Here is a 25,146-nt window from a genome sequence, read left to right on the forward strand (position 1 = left end):
AAAACATGATAATTATATTATTTATTTGTTTTCATGTTAAAGAATTGTTGTATGTTTACTCAGTCATTATCATTAAGGTTTTCTTCGTAAGTTTCAACAGTTCTTATATATAATGAATTATCTTTATCTCTAACAAAAGCTGTTTTTAAATTATATTTTTTGTCTTTATATTGATTGTTATATCAATTTTCATAGCTTTTTAACTTAGCATATTTTTGAGCACTGAAAGGATCGATATTTTTGCTTTCACCTTGGAAACTTTCTCCACCTTTTGTCTCTATGATTCAAATAGTTCCTTCACTATCTTCAAGAATATAATCTGGATAGAATGCTTGAAGTCTTTCTAAACCTTCTTTTTTAATAATTAAAGAAAAATAAGGCTTTCCTTTATCACCATTTTTATAATATCATTTGATATGTTTATTCTTTTCGCAGAATAATTCGAATAAGTGTTCAGACATAGAACGAATTCTATTATTTGTCGAAGCCATGCTAGTATCATATTCTTCATAAACATTTTTTGTTAATGGTTTTTTGCTCTTTTCTGATGGATCATATACAATATCATCCTTTATAGGAATGTATCAATTAGTTGTTGTTATATCTTCAGATCTAAAAAGGGTATAGTTATTTACGATATCTGTTTTTATATTGAATTCTTCAAAGTCTGCAGCTAATTTATCTACATTGTTAATTAAAAATATTTGAGGTCTTGATGAGCCTATTTCAATAATTTGATATTTTGTAAGATATTCATTTGCCCTTTTTGAACTTATTAATGTATTGATTAGATTTTTTAATTGCTTACCATCAAAGCCTAAAATGTTTCTTAATTTATCAATTGCATGTGTTTCATCGTTGTGGTTAGCAGCTGTATTGTATTGATATCTAACATCTTTACGAACAAGTGTATTATCCATTTCTTCAGATAATTCTTGAACTTGACCTTGACGCATATCATCATGAATATATTCTAAATCAATGTTATATCCATTGTTTGCTAACTTTTTAGCATTAGCTTCTAAATCTCTTGTCAGACCATACTTTTCTTGTAAAAATTCATAAAGAAGTTTAGAGGTCTTTACTCATTGATTATTATCATGTGTTGATATACGTAAATTTCTTTCTTCCTTTATTAATGTGAAATCATTGAACTCAGGTTTAAGATTTAATCTAACAATTTCAACGCCATTAGTCTGCATTAAGACATTTTCTTTAAATTTAGCATCAAAAGTGTATAAGAAACAGTTATCTATATTATCCTCATCAAAATGTTTTTGGAATGGCATTCTTCTGATTCTTCCTATTGTTTGAATTTCAAAGTTTTCAACCATATTATCTCTTAATTTAACAAGAATTTTGGCTCTTGGACAATCTCACCCTGTTGCTGTTGCTTGCTTGAAAATTAAGTATTCTGCAGATGAAGTAGGATTTTCTATTCCATCTATATTTTGTTTAACCCTATCAAGTCAGATTGCTAATTTTCCATTTTCAACTGAAATTCCCATTTCTGCAAATATTTCATCTTGAAGATATTTAATTAAATCATCGCTTTTGTTAGGCATTTGCACAATAACTAAAGGATTAATTCGATATTTTGGGTCAATATTTTGATAAGCTTCCACTATTTCTTTTCTTCTTTTTTCTGCTGCTTTTATAAGTATTGAAGCTTCGTTTTCAAAGTCAGCCAATGCTTCTTTAGTTGAAACCTCGGGATTAATATAAATAGAATTAGTAATAAGTCCTGAATCAATTACTTCTTTATCTCTTATTTCTATGTATTCTTGTCCCTTAGCTGGTTTAGCTGTAGCAGATATTCTTATTTCTTTGAATGGTTTGATATGTGTATGTAAGAAATCGAAAGCTTTTTTTGTTTGATTTATATGTTCCTCATCAACTATAACTATAAATTTATATCCATTTTCTCTTGCTGCTAATGCGCGATCATGGATATTATAATATTCAGCATCAGCTGTTGCTTTATTTCCTTTTTTAATAATTTTTTCTCAATTGATAAAATAAGTAGTATCTGGTGTAAATCCATTTATTAAAATATCTTGCACATCACCGCAATTATATTCAGGATAATATTTAATCATCTTATTTTTTGATTGTTCTTCAAGTGAACCTGTACCAGGTGCTAATCATAAAAATATAAATTCTTTATCAAAATCTTTATCAATAAGATTTGCAATTACTTGTAGCATCATTAATGTTTTTCCTGAACCAGTTGGTGATTTTATAACCAATGATTTACTTTTCAAATTTGACATTACAAAATTTATTGTTTGTTCAATGACATTGTCTTGAAATCTCTTTCATTTAATATTTATCATAAATAATCAATCTCCTTTAATTCCTTTTTATAATAATTATCTGGAATAATAATTATTTTTTCTTCTATTTCATCATATATTGATCTAGAGTATAAATTAACTTTGCTTTCATTAATAAAAATGATTCTTGCATTAAGTAAATCTTGATCTGAAAATTTGTCAAATTCATCTTGATTAAGAATAAATAAAATTTCTTTATTATCAATCAATCTACCGAGTTCAAGCTGCGCTAACTGTTTTGATGATTCATCAAGTTGATCAAAGTATTTTTTATCATAATTTGAATTAATAATTTTATCCTTATTAATCATTTCAATTTTTTGATATAGCAAGTTATGAGGTAACTCTTCTTGTATATTTTTTAAACGTTTGAATGTAACATCTTCACAAATATTATTTTCATTATTTGTACATAATATATATGTTCTATTCCCACCATCTTCAGCATTTAGATTAGCAACAGCATGTCCTGTAGTTCCTGAGCCAGCAAAAAAGTCTAAAATAATTGAATCTGTTTCAGAAGAATGCATAAGAAGTTTTTGAATAAAAATAATAGGCTTAGGATATTGAAAATCATTTACAAAATTTAACTTTTTAGCCTCTTTTGTAGCGACTTGATTCATATATTCATTTACAGAAAAATCCAAACTATTTAAGGTTTTTTTGGTTGATTTTAAATTGTTGAGATATCTTTTATAGATAAAACCACGTTCATTAATTTTATGTTCTTTTTTAAAATAAATTATTCCTGATTTTACGTGCTTATCAATAGTATTAACTGAAAATAGTCAGTATCTACCTTTTGGAGGAAAATCTTTCTTTCCTGTGTATGGATTAACAATTGCAAAATAATTATTTGCCTGTGTGCCACTTTTTGCACTTGGATTATCTGCAATTCAAGGTCCATTTGGATCATCATCTGGATTTATATATCTTGATAAATCTTTTTCTCCACCCAACAAATTAATTAATACTTTATTTTTTGCATAGCACAAGCAATTTTCATGCTGTATGTTTGCACCTGTTTTTATATCATTTGTAGTTGATTTTGTTTTTCTGATAAAATCAGTCACAAAATTATTTTCTCCAAATATTTCATTGCATAATAATTTCAATTGTGCTTGTTCATTATCATCAATGCTTATAAAAATAACTCCATTATCACTTAATAATGTTCTTGCAATTTCTAATCTTTTCTTCATAAATGATAATCATTTTGAGTGTCTAAAAGTGTCTTCTGAATCAACATATGTATCATTATAAATAAAATCTTTATTACCTGTATTATAAGGAGGGTCAATATAAATTACATCAATTCTATTTCTGTGTGTTTTTTGAAGTAATTTTAACGCTTGGTAATTGTCCCCTTCGAGTAGATAATTTAATTTATTTGCATTCTTATTTCCAATTATTAAATCTTTTTGTTTTAAAGCTAAAATAGATTTTTCGGTTTCATTAACAATATCTTCTTCTTTTTCTTCAAAAACAAGTCCATATTTTTTAGTATTTAATGATTCTTTAATTAAAGCAAATATATCCCGTTGCTCTTGGGTTAATGTTTCTGATTCTTCTTGTGTTCTTAATCAGTTTAAAATAATTTCTTTCTTTTGGCTGTTCATTTTTACCTCTTTGCAAAATATATAATTTAATTTTATTAAATTATTTACTTTATAAAAAAAATAACTAAAAATAGTATAAATAAACTAATTTTTAGTAAATAAAAAACACCTTAATGGTGTTTTGGATAATAAAAGTGAAGGAATAAATTGTAAAAATATTTAAATTATTATTAAAAATACAAACTTAATTAATAATTAAATTGAATTTATCATAAATAATCAATCTCCTTCAATTCCTTTTTATAATAATTATCTGGAATAATAATTATTTTTTCTTCTATTTCATCATATATTGATCTAGAGTATAAATTAACTTTGCTTTCATTAATAAAAATGATTTTTGCATTAAGTAAATCTTGATCTGAAAATTTGTCTAATTCATCTTGATTAAGAATAAATAAAATTTCTTTATTATCAATCAATCTACCGAGTTCAAGCTGCGCTAACTGTTTTGATGATTCATCAAGTTGATCAAAGTATTTTTTATCATAATTTGAATTAATAATTTTATCCTTATTAATCATTTCAATTTTTTGATATAGCAAGTTATGAGGTAACTCTTCTTGTATATTTTTTAAACGTTTGAATGTAACGTCTTCACAAATGTTATTTTCATTATTTGTACATAATATATATGTTCTATTCCCGCCATCTTCAGCATTTAGCTTAGCAACAGCATGTCCTGTAGTTCCTGATCCAGCAAAGAAATCAAGGATTATGGCATCTTTGTTTTTTATTAATTTAAGGAGTTTAAATATTAAATTAACAGTTTTTGGAAAACTAAATAATTTATTTTGACCAAAAATTTTTTGTAATTCTTTTGTACCATTATCATTTGAAAATTCATAAGAGACTAAATCAGTGGATGCAAAAAGTTTAATCCTTTCTTTTTTAATTAGCTCGGTTGCGCCTTGTTTAAAATCATATTCAAAATAAAGTTTTGTTTTTAGCACTCCTCTATCATTAACAATTAATCCTAATTTTTTTCCCAGTTCTACTCTTTCAGTTCCTCAACGTCAATATCACTTTTTTCCATCAGGCAATATTGGAAAAAATATTTCACCATTAAATTCTATAGGTTCAGCCTGTGTACCTGTTCTTTCGTCTAAGTTCTTTTCAGCAAGTAATTTTACAAGTCTATATTTCCCTCTTCCGTCATTATCATCTTTATTAAAAGACTTGGAATCTAATGGTTCATGGTTAAATAATAATTCTCTGGATTTAATATTATGTTTTTTTATATATAAGAGAACATAATCATGTTGTTTGGCTAGAATATTATCATGTGTTTTTCCACCTGTAGTAGTTAGTCTAGGAAGGGAAGAGATAAAATTGTTTTCACCAAACACATCATCACATAAGATCTTTAGCTGAGCACATTCATTATCATCAATGCTTATAAAAATAACTCCATTATCACTTAATAATGTTCTTGCAATTTCTAATCTTTTTTTCATAAATGATAATCATTTTGAGTGTCTAAAAGTGTCTTCTGAATCAACATATGTATCATTATAAATAAAATCTTTATTACCTGTATTATAAGGAGGGTCAATATAAATTACATCAATTCTATTTCTGTGTGTTTTTTGAAGTAATTTTAATGCTTGATAATTGTCCCCTTCGAGTAGATAATTTAATTTATTTGCATTCTTATTTCCAATTATTAAATCTTTTTGTTTTAAAGCTAAAATAGATTTTTCGGTTTCATTAACAATATCTTCTTCTTTTTCTTCAAAAACAAGTCCATATTTTTTAGTATTTAATGATTCTTTAATTAAAGCAAATATATCTCGTTGCTCTTGGGTTAATGTTTCTGATTCTTCTTGTGTTCTTAATCAGTTTAAAATAATTTCTTTCTTTTGGCTGTTCATTTTTACCTCTTTGCAAAATATATAATTTAATTTTATTAAATTATTTGCATATTGTGATAAAAAAGCCTAGTTATTAGACTAGACTTTTTTTATAATAATTCTATTCCTTTAGAACGCATTTCTTCACGATAATCTTCAGGTCAAAATGATGCCTGTACTTCACCAATGTGTGCTTTTTCAAGTAAATACATTGAAACACGACTTTGTCCAATTCCTCCACCAATTGTTAAAGGGAGTTTGTGATCTACAACATGTTGATGATAAGGAGAAAGCTTTCTCACTTCTTCTTTGCTTAAACCACTTTGAGTAATCATTGATTCATCATTAACTCTAATTCCCATTGATGAAAGTTCAATAGCTTGATTTATTACATTTGAATAAACAATTAAGTCACCATTAAGTTTTCAATCATCATAATCAAATGCTCTAGCTGAATGTACTAAACCAGATTGCATTGGGTATCCAATACCATAAATAAAGACAGCTCCATTTTCTTTAGCAATAGCATTTTCTCTATCTTTAATGTCTAAGTTTGGATACTTATCTTCTAAATCTTGTGCAGAAATGAAGAAAACTTCTTCAGGCATTTCTTCTTCAAGTTGATAATATTTAAGTTTTAAAAGTTTCTTAGTCACTTTTAATGAGTCATATATCAGTTTAACTGTCTTTTTTAAATATTCTAAATTACGATCTTGAGGTAAGATTACTAATTCTCAATCCCATTGGTCAACATAATATGAATGTAACAAGTCTAAGTCTTCTTCTCTTCGAATAGCATTCATATCTGTATATAATCCTTCATATGGTAAGAAATTATATTGCTTTAAAGCATCTCTTTTTCATTTTGCAAGTGAGTGGACAACTTCAAGTCTTTCTTCTTTATCTTTAGGCAAGAATCAAACTGGTTCTTCACCATTTAAACCATCATTGAGTCCTGATGATTTAGAAACAAATAATGGAGCTGTAGCTCTAGTTAAGTTTAAGTGAACTTTAAGTTGTTCTTGGAAGTACAATTTTAAATCTTGAATTGCACTCTGTGTTTGTCTAACATTTAATTTTGAATGGTACATTTTTCTTATTTCTCCTAATAATACAGTATAAATAAATTATAAACTTTCATACGTTCAAGCTTTATAAAAAAATTTATTTCATCATATAAAAAAGTATCACTGGGATACTAATTATTTGAGGATGCTTGTAATTCAGCTTGATATCCTTTTAATTTTTGTAGTGTACTAATGACATTATTACCTGGAAGTAACTCAATGTTTCCTAATGGCAATGAGTCTATATATTGTTTAATCTCTTGTTCTTTTTCAGTTAAACTTTTTGCATCTTTTTGATCAAGTATATTTTTTAATGCTAATGCAATTGTTTTAATTTCATCTGTTTGCTGCATTATAGTATTATAGTTGCTTACAAATTTATTAAACATTTCAAGATATTTATCATCTATTATTCTTAATTGAGCTAAACTCTTAGTTGTAAAATCTTGATTTAACAAGTCTTTAATCTTATTAGCTTGGGATAAAAGACTATTTTCACCTTCTGTAAATAATACACGTGTAAATTTCTTAATGTAGGTTTCGATATTTCTTTGGCTAGTATTTTTTAATTTATCTAACAAACTATTTCTAGCTGCTAAATTTTCTTGAGCTGGTTTTAAAATGTCTGTTAGTTGTTTTACTATTTCTTTTAATGTTGAAGCTGGCACAAATTCTTTTAATTGTTCTTTTATACGACTAGTTTCATCTTTTATACTTTGAGCATAAGCATTATCATACTTCTCAATCTCTTTAGTTACTTGACCAATATTATTTAAATTTGTTTCAACTTGTGCTTTTAAATCTTTCAGTTCTTTTTGGCGTTGAATTTCAGCTTGTGTAATTGCTTCTTTTTGTTGCTTAATTTTAGCAATTTCATTGTTTGTTTTTTCAATCAACTTGTTTAAATCATCATTAGAAAGATTTAAATTAGTGATTCCACTTAAATAGTCATTTAATTCTTTATAAATATTATTTGTTTCAGTTTTATAAATTGCATAGTTTAATGATGGTAATAAATCATTTTTAGCAGTTGATAGTATACTTTCAATTTGATTTTTAAGTTGATTATGTATAGAGATATATTTATTGAACTCTTGTTGTAATTGTAGAAGTATAGCAAGCTTCCCTTCAATTTCTTTTAATGTTGCTTTTGATAAATCTTTATCTAATCCTGTAATTTGTCCCTTTAATTTAGTTGCATAATTTGGATCATATTGATTAATTTGTTCAATTAAATCTAAAACAGTACCTTTTAAATTATTAAAGGTAGCAAGTTTTAAAGCCTTTTGCTCTTCTGGGGTTGCTACTTTATTATTTGCTTCACTTTCTAATTGTTTTACTTTAGCTATTAATTCTTTAATTTGAGCTAGCGAAGAAACATTATCCTTAACATTTAAAATTTCACTCTTTAAGCGATCCTTTAATTTATCAGCTTCTGCTGGATTTGTTTTTTCTAGTGATTCAAGTTGAGCTTGTAATAAAGATATATCTGTATTAAGTTTACTTGTTTCAGAAGTAATTTCTGTATTGACTTTTTGCTCAGCTTGTGTAAATTCATTTATTTTTTGTTCAAGTTGAGTTAATTTATTTTTCAAGACATTAATACTGCTTTGAGCAAAATTCAACTTTTTAATTTCTGTTAAAAAAACATTAATCTGACTAATAGCATTATTTAGTTCAAAAGCTAATATTTTTATTAGCTTAATGTCTTCAATTTGTTTTTCAGCTAAACCAATTTGTCCTTGGAGTCTAATAACTATTCTTTCATGGTCGCTTATTATTTCATTAACTTCATGTAAATATAATACAAGTGATTCTCTGGTCTCTGAATCCCCTTTTTTCATTTTACTTAAAAGTTCACTATATTTTACATATTGAGTTGGATCAATATATTGTAAAATTTGCACTCTGGCTTGAAATTCTTGAAGTTGTTTATCTTCTTGATTTGAAGGCTCAGGCATTGGTGCTGGATCAGGTGTTGCTTCTGGACTAGTTACAGGCTGAGAGCTTTCTTGCTTGCTACATGAGGCTGCAACAGTACTTAAAACAACTACTGAACTAGTTGCTGATAAAATACTAAAAATTTTCTTCATTCATACTCCTTAAGACTCTTATTTGTATAGATATAATTGTACTATATCTTAATTACTATTTAGCAATATTTCTTTTTTATAATGTTTGAGCAAAAAAGCAAAGAAAAAAGACTGTTTTAGACAGTCTTTTAACATATGGGGCGAATGACGGGATTCGAACCCGCGAATGACGGGACCACAACCCGCTGTGTTAGCCACTTCACCACATTCGCCAATTAGTACATATATTATAACTAAAAGAGCTAATTTTCCAAATTCTTTTTTATCTATTTTTTAGCCATTTAGGTTTTTATTTATGCACTATTTAATTTCTTCACGTTTTAATTCTTTATATTGCCCTGATTCTAAATCCAATGTATCTAGTGATAATGAGCCAAAAGATTGACGATGCAATTGGATTACTTCGTTATCAAACTTAGCAAACATTCTTTTTACTTGGTGATATTTTCCTTCACTAATTGTTAAGTGGATATAATTTGAATTAATGATTATTAATTTTGCAGGTTTTGTGATTTCTCCATCTCCTAGATCAAATCCTTTTGCAAAGATTGATACTAATTCAGGATCACAAGGCTCTTTTAATCAAACATAGTATGTTTTTGGTACATGTTTTTTGGGTGCTAGTAATTCATGAGTTAATTCACCATCATTAGTAATTAAAAGTAATCCTGTTGTATCTTTATCTAATCTGCCCACAGTGTGAATATCTTTTAATTTGCTAATGCTACTATCAAATAAATCAAAAACTGTTTGATGCATATTATCAAAATTAGCACAAATATATCCTGCAGGTTTGTTAAGCACATAATAACGATATTGTGGTGCAAGGGTCAGTTTATTGCCTTGGTAAGTTACTACATCATTTGTTAATAAATCTATGTTATGTGTAATTAAATTGTTATTAACTTTCACTTGTTTACTTTTTAAAATTTTACTTGCTTGAGATCTAGTCAATCCTAAACATTGAGCTAAAAATTTATCTAATCTAATTTTCTTTTCCATTATTTAATTAACAAGTTGTATAAATTACGTTTATACACTTCTACTCCTGGTTGTGAAAATGGATCAATATCATATAAATAAGCAACTGTGATCGTAACCACTTGTATTAGTCCAATCAGGCTAGCAAGAGCTATTTCTGAATAATCATTTAATTCTATTTTAATATCAAAATCATTTGAAATATTATGAATTTTATTCTTTGCATTAAGCGCTAAAAGTTCATTTTTATTTCCTAAAAAATCTAATACATCATACTGTTGCATATTGATATCAATGTTATCTTGTTGTAAATCTTTGCTACGTGAAATGAATGTTGTAAAAATAAAATTGTGTTGTTTTTTAAACTCCTCCAGAATACTATAATTAAATAATTGTTCAAAAGCTACTAAGCCTTTTTGATTTTGGTTTAATGAAGTATTGACTAATAAACAAAAATATTTTCCAAGTGCAGTTAAACTAGGATCATTTAATAAAAAGTAAGTAATATTGCGTTTTAAATTTCGCCCAATGTAATGAATATAGCTTGCTAGTAATAATGCAGCGTTATTTTCAACAGTTTTTTGATTTACAATTTCAAGAAAAGTTTCTTTATAGGCATTTAACATTTCAGCAACATTTATTCCACTGGCCAAAAGAGGAAATATGCTTGTAGCTTCAAATAAAGCACTATAACGAGATGGTATAGGAGCTTGCATATTAAATAACGTATACTTATTTAAATGCGCCATTTTATTTAAAAGGTTTTCGTGACTATCAGTAGTTATGTAAATTAAATCAATTAACATAATAGGGTCTAAGCCTTTCTTTTTTAAATTATCAGTAAGCAGTTTCCGATATTCACGGAATGCAATGGCACTTTCAAGTGAGATACCAGTTTTTGAAATATAGTTAATAGCAAAAATTTCATCTTTAAGCTGATATAATGAAGCAACTAATTCTTCAGGATTAATGTTTCCTTGTGTAAAAATTAATTCAATATCAGGGTTTAAACCACTATATGTATTATAAAAAATGTCATAAATAGCTTTAGTTAAAATATAAGATTCCCCGTCAGCAATTACTATTAATTTATTAATACCATTGCTTTTGAGGAATGAAACTGCAGATGAAAATTGCATTTGATTTTCATCTCAATATTTTGACATATATGAGACTAGATCAAATTCATAGTCAGGGTTTTTACCTTCTAATAATTCAAAAATTCCTTCTAATTTATTTAAGTCATGTACAAACTTCTTATCTTTTTTCGCACTTGGTAAGTGATTAATTTCAATATTTAAGCCTGATAGATTCATTTTTCTCCTAATAACTTAAATTTTATCAATATATTTTTAGATGCAACTAATTTAACAAAGATTTATAAAAAAGATGTACCTCTTGGTACATCTCATTATAAAATTATTCTTCAACTACTTCAGCAACATCTTCATCTGAGTTAGCTTGTGCATTAGCATTAGCTCCTGCATTTGCATTTTGTTGTGCTGCAGCATTTGCGAAGTTTTTAATTACTTCTTCAACTTGGTCTAATTTTGTCTTTAAAGCTTCAATATCTTTTTTAGCAATTAATTCTTCTAATTCTTTAACAAGTTTGTCAGATTCTTCTTTTGCTTTAGGATCCATCTTGTCACCTTGTTCAGCATTAGCTTTCTTAATTTGATCAATTAATGATTCTGCTCTAACGATTGTTTCAGCTTCTTCTTTACGTTTTTTATCAGCTTCTTTGTTTAATTCAGCTTCTTTGATCATTTTTTCAATTTCAGCTTCTGAAAGTTTAGATGAATTTTGAATTGTAATTGATTGTTCTTTATTTGTTTTAACATCTTTTGCAGTTACAGTTGTAATACCGTTAACATCGATTGAGAAACTTACTTCGATTTGAGGAATTCCTCTAGGAGCAGCTTCAATACCTGTTAAATTGAATTGTCCAAGTAATTTGTTGTCATTTGCCATTTCTCTTTCACCTTGTACAACTCTAATTGTAACTTCTGTTTGATTATCAGCAGCTGTTGAGAAGATTTGTGATTTTGTAACTGGGATTGTTGTGTTTCTTGGGATTAATGGTGTAGAAATACCTCCAAGAGTTTCAATTCCAAGTGTTAAAGGTGTAACATCAAGAAGTAAGATATCATTAATATCTCCAGCTAACACAGCACCTTGGATAGCTGCACCAATTGATACAACTTCATCAGGGTTAATTGATCTGTTAGGTTCTTTTCCTAATGTTAAACGTACCATTTCTTGAACAGCTGGCATTCTTGTTGAACCACCAACTAATAAGACTTCGTCAAGGTCTTTAGCTGTAATTCCAGCTTCTCTTAAAGCATCTTCAATAGGTTTTCTTGTTCTGTCAAGTAAGTGTGAACTCATTGCTTCAAATTCACTACGTTTTAATTCTAATTCAACGTTTAAAGGTCCAGCAGCTGTTACAGCTAGGAATGGAAGGTTAATTGTAGCTGTTGATTGGTTTGAAAGATCAATTTTAGCTTTTTCAGCAGCTTCTTTTAATCTAGCCATAGCCATTTTATCGTTTCTTACATCGTATGAGTGTTCGTCTTTAATTTTCTTGATTAATCATTCAACAATTTCGTGATCTCAGTCATCACCTCCAAGGTGGTTATCTCCACTTGTTGAAAGTACTTCAAATGTTCCATTTTCAAGTTCTAGAACTGAAACGTCAAATGTACCACCACCAAGGTCATATACTAAAACTTTCATTGATTTATGAGTTTTTTCAAGTCCGAATGCTAATGCAGCAGCAGTAGGTTCGTTAATAATTCTTAATACATCAAGTCCAGCAATTTTTCCAGCAATTTTTGTTGCTTCACGTTGTGCGTTATCAAAGTAAGCTGGTACTGTAATAACTGCTTTTGAAACTTTTTTACCAAGTTTAGCTTCAGCATAATCTTTCATATATGAAAGGATCATTGCTGAAATTTCTTCTGGTTTATAATCTTTTCCATTTACATGTACAGTTTTATCTGTACCCATTAATCTTTTGATTGATACAACTGTGTTTGGGTTTGTTTCAACTTGTCTTTTTGCAGCATCCCCAACAATAATTTCGCTTCCTTTAAAAGCAACTACTGATGGAGTTGTTCTTTTACCATTTGGGTTTTCTAACACAACTGGTTGTTTATTTTCCATAACAGTAACAACAGAGTTTGTTGTTCCTAAGTCAATTCCTAATACTATTTCTTTCGCCATAATATGCCTCCTAAAATAAAATTAATTATTTAAGTTTAGGTAGATTTCTCTTTGATCATCCCCTTGAACTGATAATATTATACCACCATTTTAGCAAACAGAATATTTATTTGCTAATTTTTTTTAAAATATTTTTTAGTTATTTTTTACTACTACAACACCTGCTGGTTTAACCAGTCTTTGGTCGATTGAAAGCCCTAAACGAACTACTCTAACAATTGTGTTATTAGCTTTTGTTTCATCTACAACAAAATCTAAAACTTCTTCTTGTTCTGGGTTAAATTCACTGCCCACTTCTGGTTGAATAATAATAGCACCATTGTTTTCTAATAAATTAGTAAATTGTTTTGCTACAATACTAAATCCATAACAATAATTTTTAACTACTGCATTTTCTGAATTAACACCAGCATTTGTTGCAGCTAGGAAATTATTAAATGGTTCAATAAAGTCTTCAAAGAAACCTTGTAAAGCATACTTTTTAATTTCTTCTTTTTCTTGTTTCATTTTTTCATGTAAGTTAGCTTGTTCTGTTTCAAGTTGAGATTTCGCTTTAGCTTGTAAATTTTCCAACTTTTCTTTATACATATATTCGTCTAGTAAAATTTTGCGTTCTTTTTCAGCTAATTTTGCTTTTAAAGTTTCTACTTCATTTTTAAGTGCTTCAACTTCATTATTATTTGCATGTCCTTTTTTACTCATGTGAGTTACTTTAACTTCTTCAATAACTACTTTAACATTTTGCCCTGCTAAGTTTGCTATTGGATAATTTTTTGCAAAGTTGATTTTAACTTCTAAAGTAGGTTTTACTTTACGGTTAATTAAATATTCATCAAAGTTAGGAAGATATTGTTCTTGTCCTAATTCAATGCTAATTTGTTTGGTGTATTCTGGAATAATTTGATCACCTATAAATAAGGTAAAGTTACCTTTTAATATATCGCCAACATTTAATTTTGTATTATTCATGTTTACCTTCCTTCTTTTTATTTAAATAATTATCTAAAATTTTTAAAGCTGAACGCATCATGTCATAGTCTGAAGTAGTTGCTCCAACTACAGAGATTTCAGTAATTTTTTCTCCTGATTCAATCTTTTTAGACATGTATGCACCAGAATCATCAATCATAATTTTTATTTTTTCATTTTCCTCGAGTTCACTTTCAATACTTTCTCATACTGAATGATTTTCGATTAGTTCAATCATTTTGTTTAAGTTTTCACGATCAATTTTAGGACTTAAAATAATATTATTTTTCCCATAAATATTATTTCTGGATTTTGTTCTAAAGCCAATATTATGGAAAATATCTTCAACAAATGAATTAATTAATTCTTGATATTTCTTAACTGATTGTGCTAGCACATCTTTAAGTAATTCTAAACGCTGAGGTATCTCTTGAAGTGGTGTATTAATTAATCTTTCTTTAAAAATCTTAATCGCTACCCGTACATCATTCATCTTAAAATCTTTATCACTAATATTTAAAATTTTAGAAAAAACTTCTCCTGAAGAAATAACCATAACTATTGTTGCTCTAGTTTCACTTAAAGCTACTAGTTCAATACTTTTAAGTTCCATATCATGCACATCTGATTCTGTTGTAATCATAGTTAAGCCAGTCATATCAGAAATAATTTGTGCTGCTTGATCAACTGTTTGATCGATGCTAACATTTTTATTTGCTAGGATTGCATCTAACTTATCTTCAAATCGAGTAGGCACTAAAGCACTTAAATGTTTAGCATAATAATTTAAACCTTCAATGGTTGGTATTCTTCCGCTAGTGTGTGCTTCTTTCTTAAGGAATCCAAATTCTTCTAAATCATTCATAATGTAGCGCATTTTAGCACTTGAAAAATTGATTTCTGGATGAATTGGAGCATACTTGCTAAGTAGGTATGATGATGAAATTGGTTCACCTGTTTCAATATAAGCTTGTACTGTATATTTAAGTACAGGTTCATATTTTTCGCTTAATTTAACTGTTTTCATAGACTAATTTTACCACATTATTTTATTTTTTAGCAAATAAAGTTTTCTTTTGCTAAAAGTTTGCTAAAGAAAAAAATCACCTTATATATAGGTGATTATTTACTTGAGTAGCCAAATTTTTCTAAAGCATCTGGATCATCAATTCATTTTTTAGCAATTTTAACCTTAAGAGTTAAAGTGGTTGGCGCATCAAATTGGTGAGCAATTTTTAATCTAGCATTTTTACCAATTTGTTTAATTTTTTCTCCACCTTTTCCAATTACCATACCTTTTTGAGAGGCTTTTTTAACATAAATAACAGCATCAATTGTAATGTGATCATCTTCTTCTATAAATTCAGAAACTTCTACTGCAATAGAATGAGGTAACTCTTCATATAATGCATTGATAGCTGATTCACGAATAATTTCCTTAGCTAAAAATCTCATTGATTTATCAGTTAAGTATTCAGGATCATATTGTGCTTCACCTTCATAACTGTATTTTTTAATTTCATTAATTAATGCATTAATTGAACGATAATCATTAACATCAGTAGCTAAAATGGTTTCAAAACCATGCGCATGTAATTCAGCAATTTTTTCAACTAAAATTTCTGGTTTACTTTTAATTTTGTCGATTTTAGAAACAACAGCAATTTTGTTTTTTGTATTACCTATTTTTTCTAAAATCATTTCATCACCTTTTCCGATTTTTTCATCAGCAGGTGTTAAAAATAATAAAACATCCACATCTTTAGCTGCATCATATGCATTTTTATTTAGGGCTTCACCAAGTTTATTTAATGGTTTGTGAATTCCAGGTGTATCAGTAAAAATAATTTGTGTGTCATCATCAGTATAAATACCTGTGATTTGGTCTCTTGTGGTTTGTGCTGTATCAGTTACAATTGCCACATTGTAACCTAAAATTGCATTTAGTAATGAACTTTTTCCAACATTTGGTCTACCAAGGATACTTGCAAAGCAAATTTTCATAATTATTTAATTGTAATTTCTTCTGCTCTAATGCTGAATGGAACAAGTTCTTCAACAGTGTTAACTCTAACACTTTTTCCGTCATTACTGTATTGGTAAACTTTTGCATCTAATGGCATAAATTCAGTCATTACTTGTCTACATCCAGCACATGGACTAATAATTTCGTTTTTCCCACTGATAATGTGAATTTCTTTAAATGTTCCAACTTTTCCGCCATATGCTACAGATCCAAACATTGCACTTCTTTCAGCACAAAGTCCTGATGGATAAGCTGCATTTTCAACGTTTACTCCATAGTATTCTTTTCCATCTTCAGCAACTAAAATAGCTGCAACTGGAAATTTAGAATATGGTGCGTAAGAATATTTTAATAAGTCTCTTAATTTTTCAAAAGTCATTGTATTATCTCCTTAATAAATTTGTGAGCATATAATCCTTACTTTAGTCGCCTTTAACCGACATGCTCGTTTCTTAAAGTGATTCGCGAGTAATCTTAAGTGGATCGAAAATTGCATCCACAATCGCATTCATTTCTTTTCTTTCGTCTTCTAACTCATGGTCATATCCCATTAAGTGTACTAAACCATGTGTAAATAGATAGCAGAACTCTCTACGAATTGAATGTCCAAATTCTTTAGCTTGCTTTTCAACTTTTTCTCAGCAAATTACCAATTCTCCAATTTGAACAAATGGTAAAGAATCCATATCAAATGAATCAAAGCCAAAATCAAATGATAAGATATCAGTAACATAATCTTTTCCCCTATATTCAGCATTAAGTTTTTTAATGGCTGCTGGGGAAACTATTGTAACGTCTAAAATAACTGGTTTTTTAATTTTGAAGTATTTCTTTAAGTTTGCTACGATTTGTTCCATTTCTTGTTGGTAAATAATTGCTCGTTTAATTCGAGAATGAATTGAAATTTCATCTACAGTATTTGACTGTGCTTTTGTAATCTCTTTATCTGTGTTAATTTTCATAAAATTATTATACTTTTTTTATTTTGCTAAAAGAGTATTTATCTAATTAAATTTAAAGCGAAAAGAGATAGCTTAAAACAGCGATATCTTTCATCTTCACACTTACTTTTACTTCTGCAATATTGTTTTGATCTAAGAAAAATTTTAAGGCTTCACTTTTAATAACCATAGAGTTGTTTTCTGTACTATTTACCTCTACAACATAGGTATAAAGATGTTTATCATAATTGATATTTAAACTTATATTATTTGTGTCTAATTCACTGAGCTTTATGTTATATAAATATAAATCATCACCTTCATAGCGTAATAAAGCATCTTTATAATCTTGTAGTTTCACAGTAATAATCAGGTACATAATTAAAATAAATAGTCCAAGTAATATAAATCCAAGAAAAAGTTCTAGCAAATAATTATGCACTAATTTTTTGTACATCTAAATCCTCACTTTCAGGATATAAATACCTTTTATTGTGACTAATTTCAAGCACAATTGATGAATCTAATTCAGATTTTAATTTTGCTTTTAAAATTTCAAAAGTTTCAAAATCTAAATTTTCGAATGCTTCATCTAATAAAACTAAATCATAAGGAAGCAAAAATAAACTTAATAAAGCAATAAACTGTTTTTGCCCAGAAGATAGATTATTTAAACTAATATTTCGAGTTAAATTGATATTTAAATGTTGCAGGCACTTATTAAGCTGCAAATGATTAATAAGCTCATAAAACTGCTCTAAATTGCTTATACATAAATAATCAAGTACTGAAAGATTTAAATCATTGTCTTTTCCAATATAAATAACTTTTTCTTTATAACTTGCATCAAAAAAAGGATTAATTTTTTGATCATTAATTAATATTTCACCATCATCTGCTTGTTTTGCACCATTTAATATTGCACATAATGTTGATTTTCCTGAACCATTTGGACCAACTAAATGATATTTTTTATTAATTAAGCAAGATTGAATATTCAATGCTTTATTAAGCTTAGACTCAGTATAAGAATATGACACCGATGAAAGTTTAATAGTTGTAATTTTGGATTCTAAGCTTTTACTTTGTTCAATATCTTCCTCTTCAAATTTAAAAACTTTTAGCAAACTAAAAGCTTTTTTAAATTCGCTATATAAACTAACTATAGGTAAAATATTTTTTATTGGACGAGTAAACAAACTAGCTCCAGTGAGGAAGAAAATTAAATTTACAGTACTTAATTTGTTATTTCAAATTTGATATGAACCTAAAATTAATATACACAAAGGAGCCAAAACATCTAAAGTTGCTAAAAAGGAATTTAAAGAAATTGTTTTTTCCTTAAAAGTGAGTAGCTTTAAATTCATATTTTGATAACTTGTGGATAAAGTATTAAATAATCTTTCTTCTAAATAATAATTTGGAATGTTTTTTATATGATTGTAGTAATTATTAAATGCATTATCAGCCAAAAGATTTTCTTGCATTAATTTAGGTATTTCCTTATCATAAATATTTTTAGTAATAAAACTTATTATTAAAGTTAGGACTGAATAAATAACAATTATTATCATTAAATATAAATTAATGTTTCAAAGCAAAACTAAAGCTAAAAATAATGTTAAAAAACTCGAAATTACTTCTGGAAGAAAACTAATACTAAATTGAATAATACTGTCAAATACTACGATCCGATTTTTAGCTTCTAAAACACTAAGCTTATCAATGACTTTATAATTAATAAATTTCAAATTTTTAATAAAGTTTAATGTAATATTTTCCCGCCTACGTGCAAGGATTTTCTGTAATATTTTTTGACCTAAATTTTTTAATGCAAAATTTAATAAAACAACAAATATAAAGACAATTCCTAAGTATAACAATTGGACATTTAATTTGTTAGGTATAATTTTTTCCAAAATAATTTTATTAAAGTAAGGTAGTGAAAAAAGTATCAAGATTTCACATAATAATGCCAAAAGATAAAAGGAAGAAAATTTATCCATTTTAAATCAGGAATTTTGCTTAAAATCTTTACTAATATGTAGACTTTCTTCTATTTTTTTAAAGTTAATCACTAATCCATAAAAATTCGTTTTAAAATCATTATAGTTATATGATTGATTGCCAAAAATAGGATCATAAAGCTTAATTTTATTATCAGTAATCTTTTTAATCACAACCATATGTGTATTGGTATCTTTTTTTATCAATGCTGCAATAGGAAAAGTCTCGGTATCTAATTGCAAAAGCGAGGCAAAGTCACAATTGAAAACTTCAATTGCAAAATTGTAATTTTTAGCTAAGGTTTCAAAATCAGGGATTGAAATTCCATTTTCTGTATATTTTGCATTTAATTTTAATTCAGTAATATCTATTGAATTAAAATTAAAGTGATCATAAAATCATTTTAGTACAAATAATGAGCAATCTCTTACATCTACTTGTTTTTCTTTCATACATTATATAAATTAAATTTACCTATAAGTGTACTAAAAATGAACAAAAAGTCATTTTTTCTATATAATTAAGGTGTAAAAGTGAAAGGAGATATATATTATGAATAAAGTAGTAGCACTAGCAAGTGATCACGCTGGTTTCAAATTAAAAGATGAACTAGCTACATACCTTAAAGAAAAAGGTTTTGATGTTGTTGACTTAGGTCCTTCTACAGATGCAAATTCTGTATCATACGCTTTAATGGGGAAAGAATTAGCTAACTATGTTGATGAAGCTAAACCAACATTTGGTATCGGAGTTTGTGGAACAGGTTTAGGAATTTCTTATGCACTAAACAGACACAAACACATTAGAGCAGCAAGAGTTACATCAGTTGAAGATGCACATTTAGCAAAACAACACAACAACGCTAATGTTCTTGTTTTTGGTGGACGTCAAGTTACTTTCGAAGAAGCGAAAGCAATGGTTGATGAATACTTAAAAACAGAATATGAAGGTGGACGTCACCAAATAAGAATTGATCAATTGGATGAATAATTATGGCTGATAAAAATCTAGAAATTAATGAAAAAGAAGCTAAAGAATTAGCAGCAGTTTGACACGTGTCTCAACATCCAGATGGATGAAAAGTAATTAGACAAGGTGGAGTAAAAGCTATTAAAACATTCGACACTCAAAAAGAAGCTATCGAATATGCAAAACAATTAGCAAAAAATAATGAAGGTAGATACCTTATCCACAGTCAAAAAGGTAAAATTAGAGCTGGTCAAAGCTTCAAAGAAAAATAATAAATAACGCTTATGCGTTATTTTTATTAATAATATAAAATTTAGATATGAATAAAACCAAAATAAGTTTAAAAAATGTGGTAATTTTCTTAATTCAAATTATCTTATTTATTGGGTTTATTGTAGGAATAACCTTGTTAATTTTAAATGTAGATAGACGTTATGCTTATTTACTTTTATTCTTACTATACCTAATTGATGTTGTTTTTGTTTTTGTAATTTATGCACAAAATCGTGAACATGAGGCTAAATTTAGTTGAATTTATCTAGTTTTATTGGTCCCATTTGTTGGACATGCGATTTTTATAGGTTATGGGCTATTATTCAGAAACAAATATGAATTAAAAATTAATGATGAAGCAAAATATTCATTAAAAAACTATAAAGATATTATCAATACTAATAACACTACAAAACATATTTCGATTCTAAAGCGTATGCAAAACATTAATCAAAATATGGTTTTACCATGTAACTTTGAGTTTTTCGCAGAAGGCTATCGTTTTTATGATGACTTATTTCAAGCGCTTAATCAATCAACACGTAGTATTTATATTGTTACTTACATCATTAAGCAATCAGAGATTTCTCAAGAATTCTTGCACATTTTAGAGCAAAAAGCTAACCAAGGTGTTAAGATCAAATGATTGGTTGATGATTTTGGAGCAATGGCTTCACAAAAAAGATTATTACGCAAATTAAATAAGCACCCAAATATTGAAATTAAATTAATTGGTAAAATTTATTATCCTTTTATTAATGCTGCTAGTTTTTCACGTAATCACCAAAAATTCATTATTGTAGATAATAATGTAGTATTTTCAGGAGGTAATAATATTTCGGATGAATATGCCTCAATGTCTAAAAAATATGGGCACTGAATTGATTTGAATTACAGAATTACTGGCCCTTATATTAATGCTTATATTATCCATTTTATTAAGTTTTGAAAAGTTATTGCACGTCAAGATATAGATGTGCAAGCCTCACTTTTTATAGATGATTCTAATATAAATTACAAGGATTCAGCTTTATTAGTGACCGAATCCCCATCTTACTCACACTCAGAAGCAGAATTATTTTTCTTAAAAATGATTCCAAATGCTAAGAAAAGTATAAAAATTGCCACTCCTTACTTTTCTATCACACGTGCTTTAGAAAAACAAATTATTCTAGCACTCAAAAGTGGCGTAAAAGTAACATTATTTTTCCCTGGTTTACCTGATAAAAAACTTGTATATAAAATCGGAATTTATCAATTAAGCAAATTAAGAGCTTATGGTTTAGAAGTCAAAATTTATCAAGATCACTTCTTGCACACTAAAGCTGGATTAATTGACGATCAGTATGGTTGGGTTGGCACCAACAACTGAGATTCACGCAGTATGTTTTCTCAATATGAAACAATGGACATTTTAACAGGTGATTCTATCAAAGAATTATGTGGAATTTTCCACAAATATGAAAAAGATAGCCAAAAAGTGGAAAATTTTCCAGAAATTGATAAAAAGCCTAATGTAATTGAAAAATTTCTATACGATATTACTAAACCACTGATATAATAATTACGTACGAAAAAAGAATTTAAGTTTATAAATATAGAACGTAAATCCTATGGAGGAGTCTAATGAAAGAATTTTCATCAAAGATTATTGACCCGATTGGGCTACACGCAAGACCAGCCACATTAATAGTTTCTACAGCAACTAAATTCAAGTCTGATTCTAAATTAATTTATAACGGACGTGAAGCTAATTTAAAATCTATTATGAACATTATGGCCTTAGGTGTTAAACACGGTGCCGAAATCACAATCAAAGTTTCTGGCGAAGATGAAGCTGATGCAGTTAAAGCTATCAAAGGTGCACTAGAAGCTAATGGTTTAATATAGTAAATTTCATCACTCATAAGTGCTGATTTTTTTATACCAAAATGAAATAAAAAAAATGCGCTAAACGCATATTCTGGTGCCCAAGACAGGATTTGAACCTGCACGGATTGCTCCACTAGATCCTTAGTCTAGCGTGTCTGCCAATTTCACCACTCGGGCTTAATGTAAATATTATAATATAAAAAATAAAAGAAATAAATAAGAAACTAGAAAATCTTTTTTCTTGCAAAACACTAATTGTCTTTTGAAACGAAAGAAGGGGTGTATTTTGAAAAAATCATGCACCATTTTTGATTTAATTAGTAAAATACATATATGGGATTTTTTACTAAATTAAAAGAAAAAGTTTTTACAAAGAAAAAAGATGTAGAAACAATTAATAAAGAACTAGATGAAAAAGAAACTAAAGAAATATTAGCTTCTGAAAAATTTAAAAAATATGAAACAGGGCTTAATTCAGCTTCTTCATTCGGAAAGAAACTTCTAGAAATTCAAAATAAACATGTCAAGATTGATGAAGATTTCTTTGATGATTTTGAAGAATTATTAATTATGTCAGATATTAATGCTTCTTTAGTTGATGTTATGATCGAAAAAATTAAACAAGAAATCAAGACTAATAACATTGATGATCCAAAGCTTATTGGAGAATTAGTTGCTGATATGATGTTTTCAATTTATGCTAATAACTCTATTGTTAATACTAATTTAAATTATGAAGATGGTAGATTAAATGTCTTTATTTTTGTTGGAGTTAATGGTTCAGGAAAAACAACTTCAATTGCTAAAATAGCTAATAAATATATCAAAGAAGGTAAAAAGGTTTTAATTGCAGCTGCTGATACATTTAGAGCTGGTGCTGTTAATCAGCTTGGGGTTTGAGCTCAACGTATTGGTGCAAGTATAGTTAAACCAGATAAAGAAGGTGCCGATCCTTCTAGTGTGGTTTATAAAGCTATGGATAAGGCTACAAGTGAACATTATGATTTACTGATAATTGATACAGCTGGTAGATTACAAAATAAAGTTAATTTAATGAAAGAACTAGAAAAAATGATTGGTGTAATTCATAAATTTGAACCTTCAGCACCTCATGAATCATTATTAGTACTTGATGCAACTACAGGGCAAAATGGTTTATCACAAGCAAAACACTTTAAAGATATTGCTAACTTAACTGGAATTATTTTAACCAAAATGGATGGTACTTCTAAAGGTGGGATTGTTCTTTCAATCAAAGATGAATATGATATTGATGTAAAATATGTCGGTTTAGGTGAAGGACTAGATGACTTACAAGAATTTGATCTTGAAATGTTTATTTACGAAATGACTAAGGATTTAATTCATGAATAATAAATCAATAGAAAATATCGAAAGATATACAGCTTTATTTGATAAATATGGTAAATTACTTACCCAAAATCAACAACAAGTTTTTCGTTTATATTATGAACAAGATTTATCATATGCTGAAGTTGCTGAAATACTAGCTACAACACGTTCTGCAGCTTATGATGCTTTAAATAAGGCTATTAAAAACTTACTGAAGTATGAAAAACAATTAGATCAATAAGAAATGTCTGCATTTTTAAAATTAGTTATAGCAAGGACTTGTATTTGGTTAAGTGCTATATAATCTATTTTCTTATTTTTAGCTATACATAAAAATATCAGTTTTCTTCTTGAAATAATATTTTTGTTTACATTCTAATATAGGAAATTATTTATATTCAAAAACTTCTTTTGACTTGCCAACTAATCATTTCTAACAATTAATATTAAAAGCACATTCATTATGAATGTGTTTTTGCATTTTAAAATTAGAATAATAAAAAGTAATTTCCTTAAATTTATGGGTTATATTATAGTAGCTCTTATATATTTTTTAATTTTTAACTTCACCATTTTAATAATTAATGTATTTTTGTTTCACTTTAATAAGTTATATTTCTTATTTATAAAAAAGTCGACAAGAAATTGTCGACTTTATATAGTTATATCCTAGTTTAAAAGATTAAGATCTTTTCTTGGAATATTGTTTTTTCATTCAATCCCATCTATTCATATAAAAGTGCTTAAAAAAATTAATCCATTTTTTGTTTGTTTCAATAGAAAAGGGATAGTTTTCAATCTTCCGACAATCTTTGTAGAAAAACTGGAATCCTCATGTTATTTCGCGCATTGCTTGATAAATTGCGAATAAACTAACAATTAATAATATTGAAGCAATAGCTATTGAATAACTTTGTTTTATATACACAACAGATAAAACTAAATAAGAAATTGTTGCTCCCAATACTACTATACTAAATACTATTGTTCATAATATAATTCAAATTTTATGTTTTCTAAGTAATCTATTTTCTTTATTCATTTTGTCTCCAGTAAGCATTGTCATATGCGCAAGAAATTCATGATGATGTTTCTTTTCGTTTTAAAAGTATTTATATTTGTAAATACTTTATTTATGAATTTAAACTAATTTATTTGTATAAGAAAAGAAGAAGTCACAAATTTATGCATATGAAAAGTTAATTTTTTAAATACAGTTTCATTAAAATTATAATAAAAAAGCTGAAAGTACTTATAGATTAATAGCAAAACTATTTCTTATTTAACTTATCATGTTCTTCAATCATCTCATCTATTAAAGTTACGCTATATTTAATAGTGTTATATTCCTTTATTAAATCAGATAATGAAAAGCCCGGTATTGATGTCTTGTTTTTGATTATTTTATTAAAATCAATTAAATTAAATTTTTTTATAAACTCTGGTTTTTCTAATTTAACAAACAAATATTGTCTATTCTTTTTAAGTCTTTTTCATCGAAAATAAACTCATTATAATTATAAAAACCTAGTCTTACAATAGCAAAATCTCATTTATATTTT

22 protein-coding genes and 2 tRNA genes are annotated in these 25,146 nt (G+C 27.4%); 6 read left to right on the forward strand and 18 right to left on the reverse strand.

The features are described 5' to 3' along the window. Positions 1-17: 17 nt before the first annotated feature. The 16 genes from ACM0L0_RS02465 to ACM0L0_RS02540 form a co-directional block, all read right to left on the reverse strand. Positions 18-2,336, reverse strand: a complete 2,319-nt coding sequence (locus ACM0L0_RS02465; protein ID WP_416738401.1) for a DEAD/DEAH box helicase — start codon at positions 2,334-2,336, stop codon at positions 18-20. After that, positions 2,330-3,955: a site-specific DNA-methyltransferase gene (locus ACM0L0_RS02470; RefSeq protein ID WP_416738402.1), complete on the reverse strand. Its 1,626-nt coding sequence runs from the start codon at positions 3,953-3,955 to the stop codon at positions 2,330-2,332. The genes ACM0L0_RS02465 and ACM0L0_RS02470 overlap by 7 nt, the downstream gene beginning before the upstream one ends. Positions 3,956-4,161: 206 nt before the next feature. Continuing rightward, positions 4,162-5,829 (reverse strand): site-specific DNA-methyltransferase, encoded by a 1,668-nt coding sequence (locus ACM0L0_RS02475; protein WP_416738403.1) that lies wholly within the window; start codon positions 5,827-5,829, stop codon positions 4,162-4,164. 89 nt (positions 5,830-5,918) lie between these two features. Further along, a complete protein-coding gene (gene asnA, locus ACM0L0_RS02480) occupies positions 5,919-6,899 on the reverse strand; it encodes an aspartate--ammonia ligase (protein WP_416738404.1) in 981 nt (326 codons plus the stop codon). A 107-nt stretch (positions 6,900-7,006) separates the two neighbouring features. Further along, entirely contained in the window at positions 7,007-8,968 is a 1,962-nt protein-coding gene (locus tag ACM0L0_RS02485; RefSeq protein ID WP_416738405.1) for a hypothetical protein, read from the reverse strand. A gap of 136 nt (positions 8,969-9,104) precedes the next feature. Continuing rightward, positions 9,105-9,180 (reverse strand) — tRNA-His (locus tag ACM0L0_RS02490). An 88-nt stretch (positions 9,181-9,268) separates the two neighbouring features. Beyond that, a complete protein-coding gene (locus ACM0L0_RS02495) occupies positions 9,269-9,970 on the reverse strand; it encodes a pseudouridine synthase (protein WP_416738406.1) in 702 nt (233 codons plus the stop codon). After that, the gene (locus ACM0L0_RS02500; protein WP_416738407.1) at positions 9,970-11,265 is read right to left on the reverse strand and encodes a hypothetical protein; all 1,296 of its coding nucleotides are present in this window, start codon (positions 11,263-11,265) and stop codon (positions 9,970-9,972) included. Before ACM0L0_RS02500 ends, ACM0L0_RS02495 begins: the two co-directional genes overlap by 1 nt. A gap of 103 nt (positions 11,266-11,368) precedes the next feature. After that, positions 11,369-13,174, reverse strand: coding sequence for a molecular chaperone DnaK (dnaK, locus tag ACM0L0_RS02505; protein ID WP_416738408.1), 1,806 nt, complete (start codon positions 13,172-13,174; stop codon positions 11,369-11,371). Positions 13,175-13,309: 135 nt separating this feature from the next. Further along, the gene (grpE, locus tag ACM0L0_RS02510; RefSeq protein WP_416738409.1) at positions 13,310-14,143 is read right to left on the reverse strand and encodes a nucleotide exchange factor GrpE; all 834 of its coding nucleotides are present in this window, start codon (positions 14,141-14,143) and stop codon (positions 13,310-13,312) included. Next, positions 14,136-15,170: a heat-inducible transcriptional repressor HrcA gene (locus tag ACM0L0_RS02515; RefSeq protein WP_416738410.1), complete on the reverse strand. Its 1,035-nt coding sequence runs from the start codon at positions 15,168-15,170 to the stop codon at positions 14,136-14,138. The genes grpE and ACM0L0_RS02515 overlap by 8 nt, the downstream gene beginning before the upstream one ends. A 95-nt stretch (positions 15,171-15,265) precedes the next feature. Next, positions 15,266-16,147: a GTPase Era gene (era, locus tag ACM0L0_RS02520; protein WP_416738411.1), complete on the reverse strand. Its 882-nt coding sequence runs from the start codon at positions 16,145-16,147 to the stop codon at positions 15,266-15,268. Positions 16,148-16,149: 2 nt separating this feature from the next. Next, positions 16,150-16,548 (reverse strand): cytidine deaminase, encoded by a 399-nt coding sequence (cdd, locus tag ACM0L0_RS02525; RefSeq protein WP_416738412.1) that lies wholly within the window; start codon positions 16,546-16,548, stop codon positions 16,150-16,152. 73 nt (positions 16,549-16,621) lie between these two features. Then, a complete protein-coding gene (gene ybeY, locus ACM0L0_RS02530; protein WP_416738413.1) occupies positions 16,622-17,131 on the reverse strand; it encodes an rRNA maturation RNase YbeY in 510 nt (169 codons plus the stop codon). Between the two features lie 52 nt (positions 17,132-17,183). Continuing rightward, positions 17,184-17,567 (reverse strand): MAG1140 family protein, encoded by a 384-nt coding sequence (locus tag ACM0L0_RS02535; RefSeq protein WP_416738414.1) that lies wholly within the window; start codon positions 17,565-17,567, stop codon positions 17,184-17,186. Then, a complete protein-coding gene (locus tag ACM0L0_RS02540) occupies positions 17,545-19,569 on the reverse strand; it encodes an Mbov_0121 family peptidase domain-containing ABC transporter (RefSeq protein WP_416738415.1) in 2,025 nt (674 codons plus the stop codon). Before ACM0L0_RS02540 ends, ACM0L0_RS02535 begins: the two co-directional genes overlap by 23 nt. Before the next feature lie 100 nt (positions 19,570-19,669). Between ACM0L0_RS02540 and ACM0L0_RS02545 the strand changes: the two genes are divergently transcribed. The 4 genes from ACM0L0_RS02545 to ACM0L0_RS02560 all read left to right on the forward strand — a co-directional run bounded on the left by ACM0L0_RS02545 (position 19,670) and on the right by ACM0L0_RS02560 (position 22,249). Next, complete coding sequence (locus ACM0L0_RS02545; RefSeq protein ID WP_416738416.1) at positions 19,670-20,107, forward strand: RpiB/LacA/LacB family sugar-phosphate isomerase; 438 nt, start codon at positions 19,670-19,672, stop codon at positions 20,105-20,107. 2 nt (positions 20,108-20,109) lie between these two features. Beyond that, a complete protein-coding gene (locus ACM0L0_RS02550) occupies positions 20,110-20,358 on the forward strand; it encodes a DUF2188 domain-containing protein (RefSeq protein WP_416738417.1) in 249 nt (82 codons plus the stop codon). A gap of 47 nt (positions 20,359-20,405) precedes the next feature. Then, complete coding sequence (locus ACM0L0_RS02555; RefSeq protein ID WP_416738418.1) at positions 20,406-21,920, forward strand: phospholipase D-like domain-containing protein; 1,515 nt, start codon at positions 20,406-20,408, stop codon at positions 21,918-21,920. Between the two features lie 65 nt (positions 21,921-21,985). Beyond that, on the forward strand, positions 21,986-22,249 hold the full coding sequence (locus tag ACM0L0_RS02560; RefSeq protein ID WP_416738419.1) for an HPr family phosphocarrier protein: 264 nt from the start codon (positions 21,986-21,988) through the stop codon (positions 22,247-22,249). 74 nt (positions 22,250-22,323) lie between these two features. Here the strand turns inward: ACM0L0_RS02560 and ACM0L0_RS02565 are convergent. Then, positions 22,324-22,408 (reverse strand) — tRNA-Leu (locus tag ACM0L0_RS02565). A gap of 156 nt (positions 22,409-22,564) precedes the next feature. Between ACM0L0_RS02565 and ftsY the strand changes: the two genes are divergently transcribed. Then, complete coding sequence (gene ftsY / locus ACM0L0_RS02570; RefSeq protein ID WP_416738420.1) at positions 22,565-23,605, forward strand: signal recognition particle-docking protein FtsY; 1,041 nt, start codon at positions 22,565-22,567, stop codon at positions 23,603-23,605. After that, a complete protein-coding gene (locus ACM0L0_RS02575; RefSeq protein WP_416738421.1) occupies positions 23,598-23,825 on the forward strand; it encodes a sigma factor-like helix-turn-helix DNA-binding protein in 228 nt (75 codons plus the stop codon). Before ftsY ends, ACM0L0_RS02575 begins: the two co-directional genes overlap by 8 nt. Positions 23,826-24,266: 441 nt before the next feature. On the opposite strand, the gene ACM0L0_RS02580 is transcribed toward ACM0L0_RS02575, so the two are convergent. After that, complete coding sequence (locus tag ACM0L0_RS02580) at positions 24,267-24,626, reverse strand: hypothetical protein (protein ID WP_416738422.1); 360 nt, start codon at positions 24,624-24,626, stop codon at positions 24,267-24,269. Positions 24,627-25,146: the final 520 nt, after the last annotated feature.

Source organism: Mycoplasma razini, from assembly GCF_048076865.1.
GTDB lineage: Bacteria > Bacillota_I > Bacilli_A > Mycoplasmatales > Metamycoplasmataceae > Mycoplasmopsis.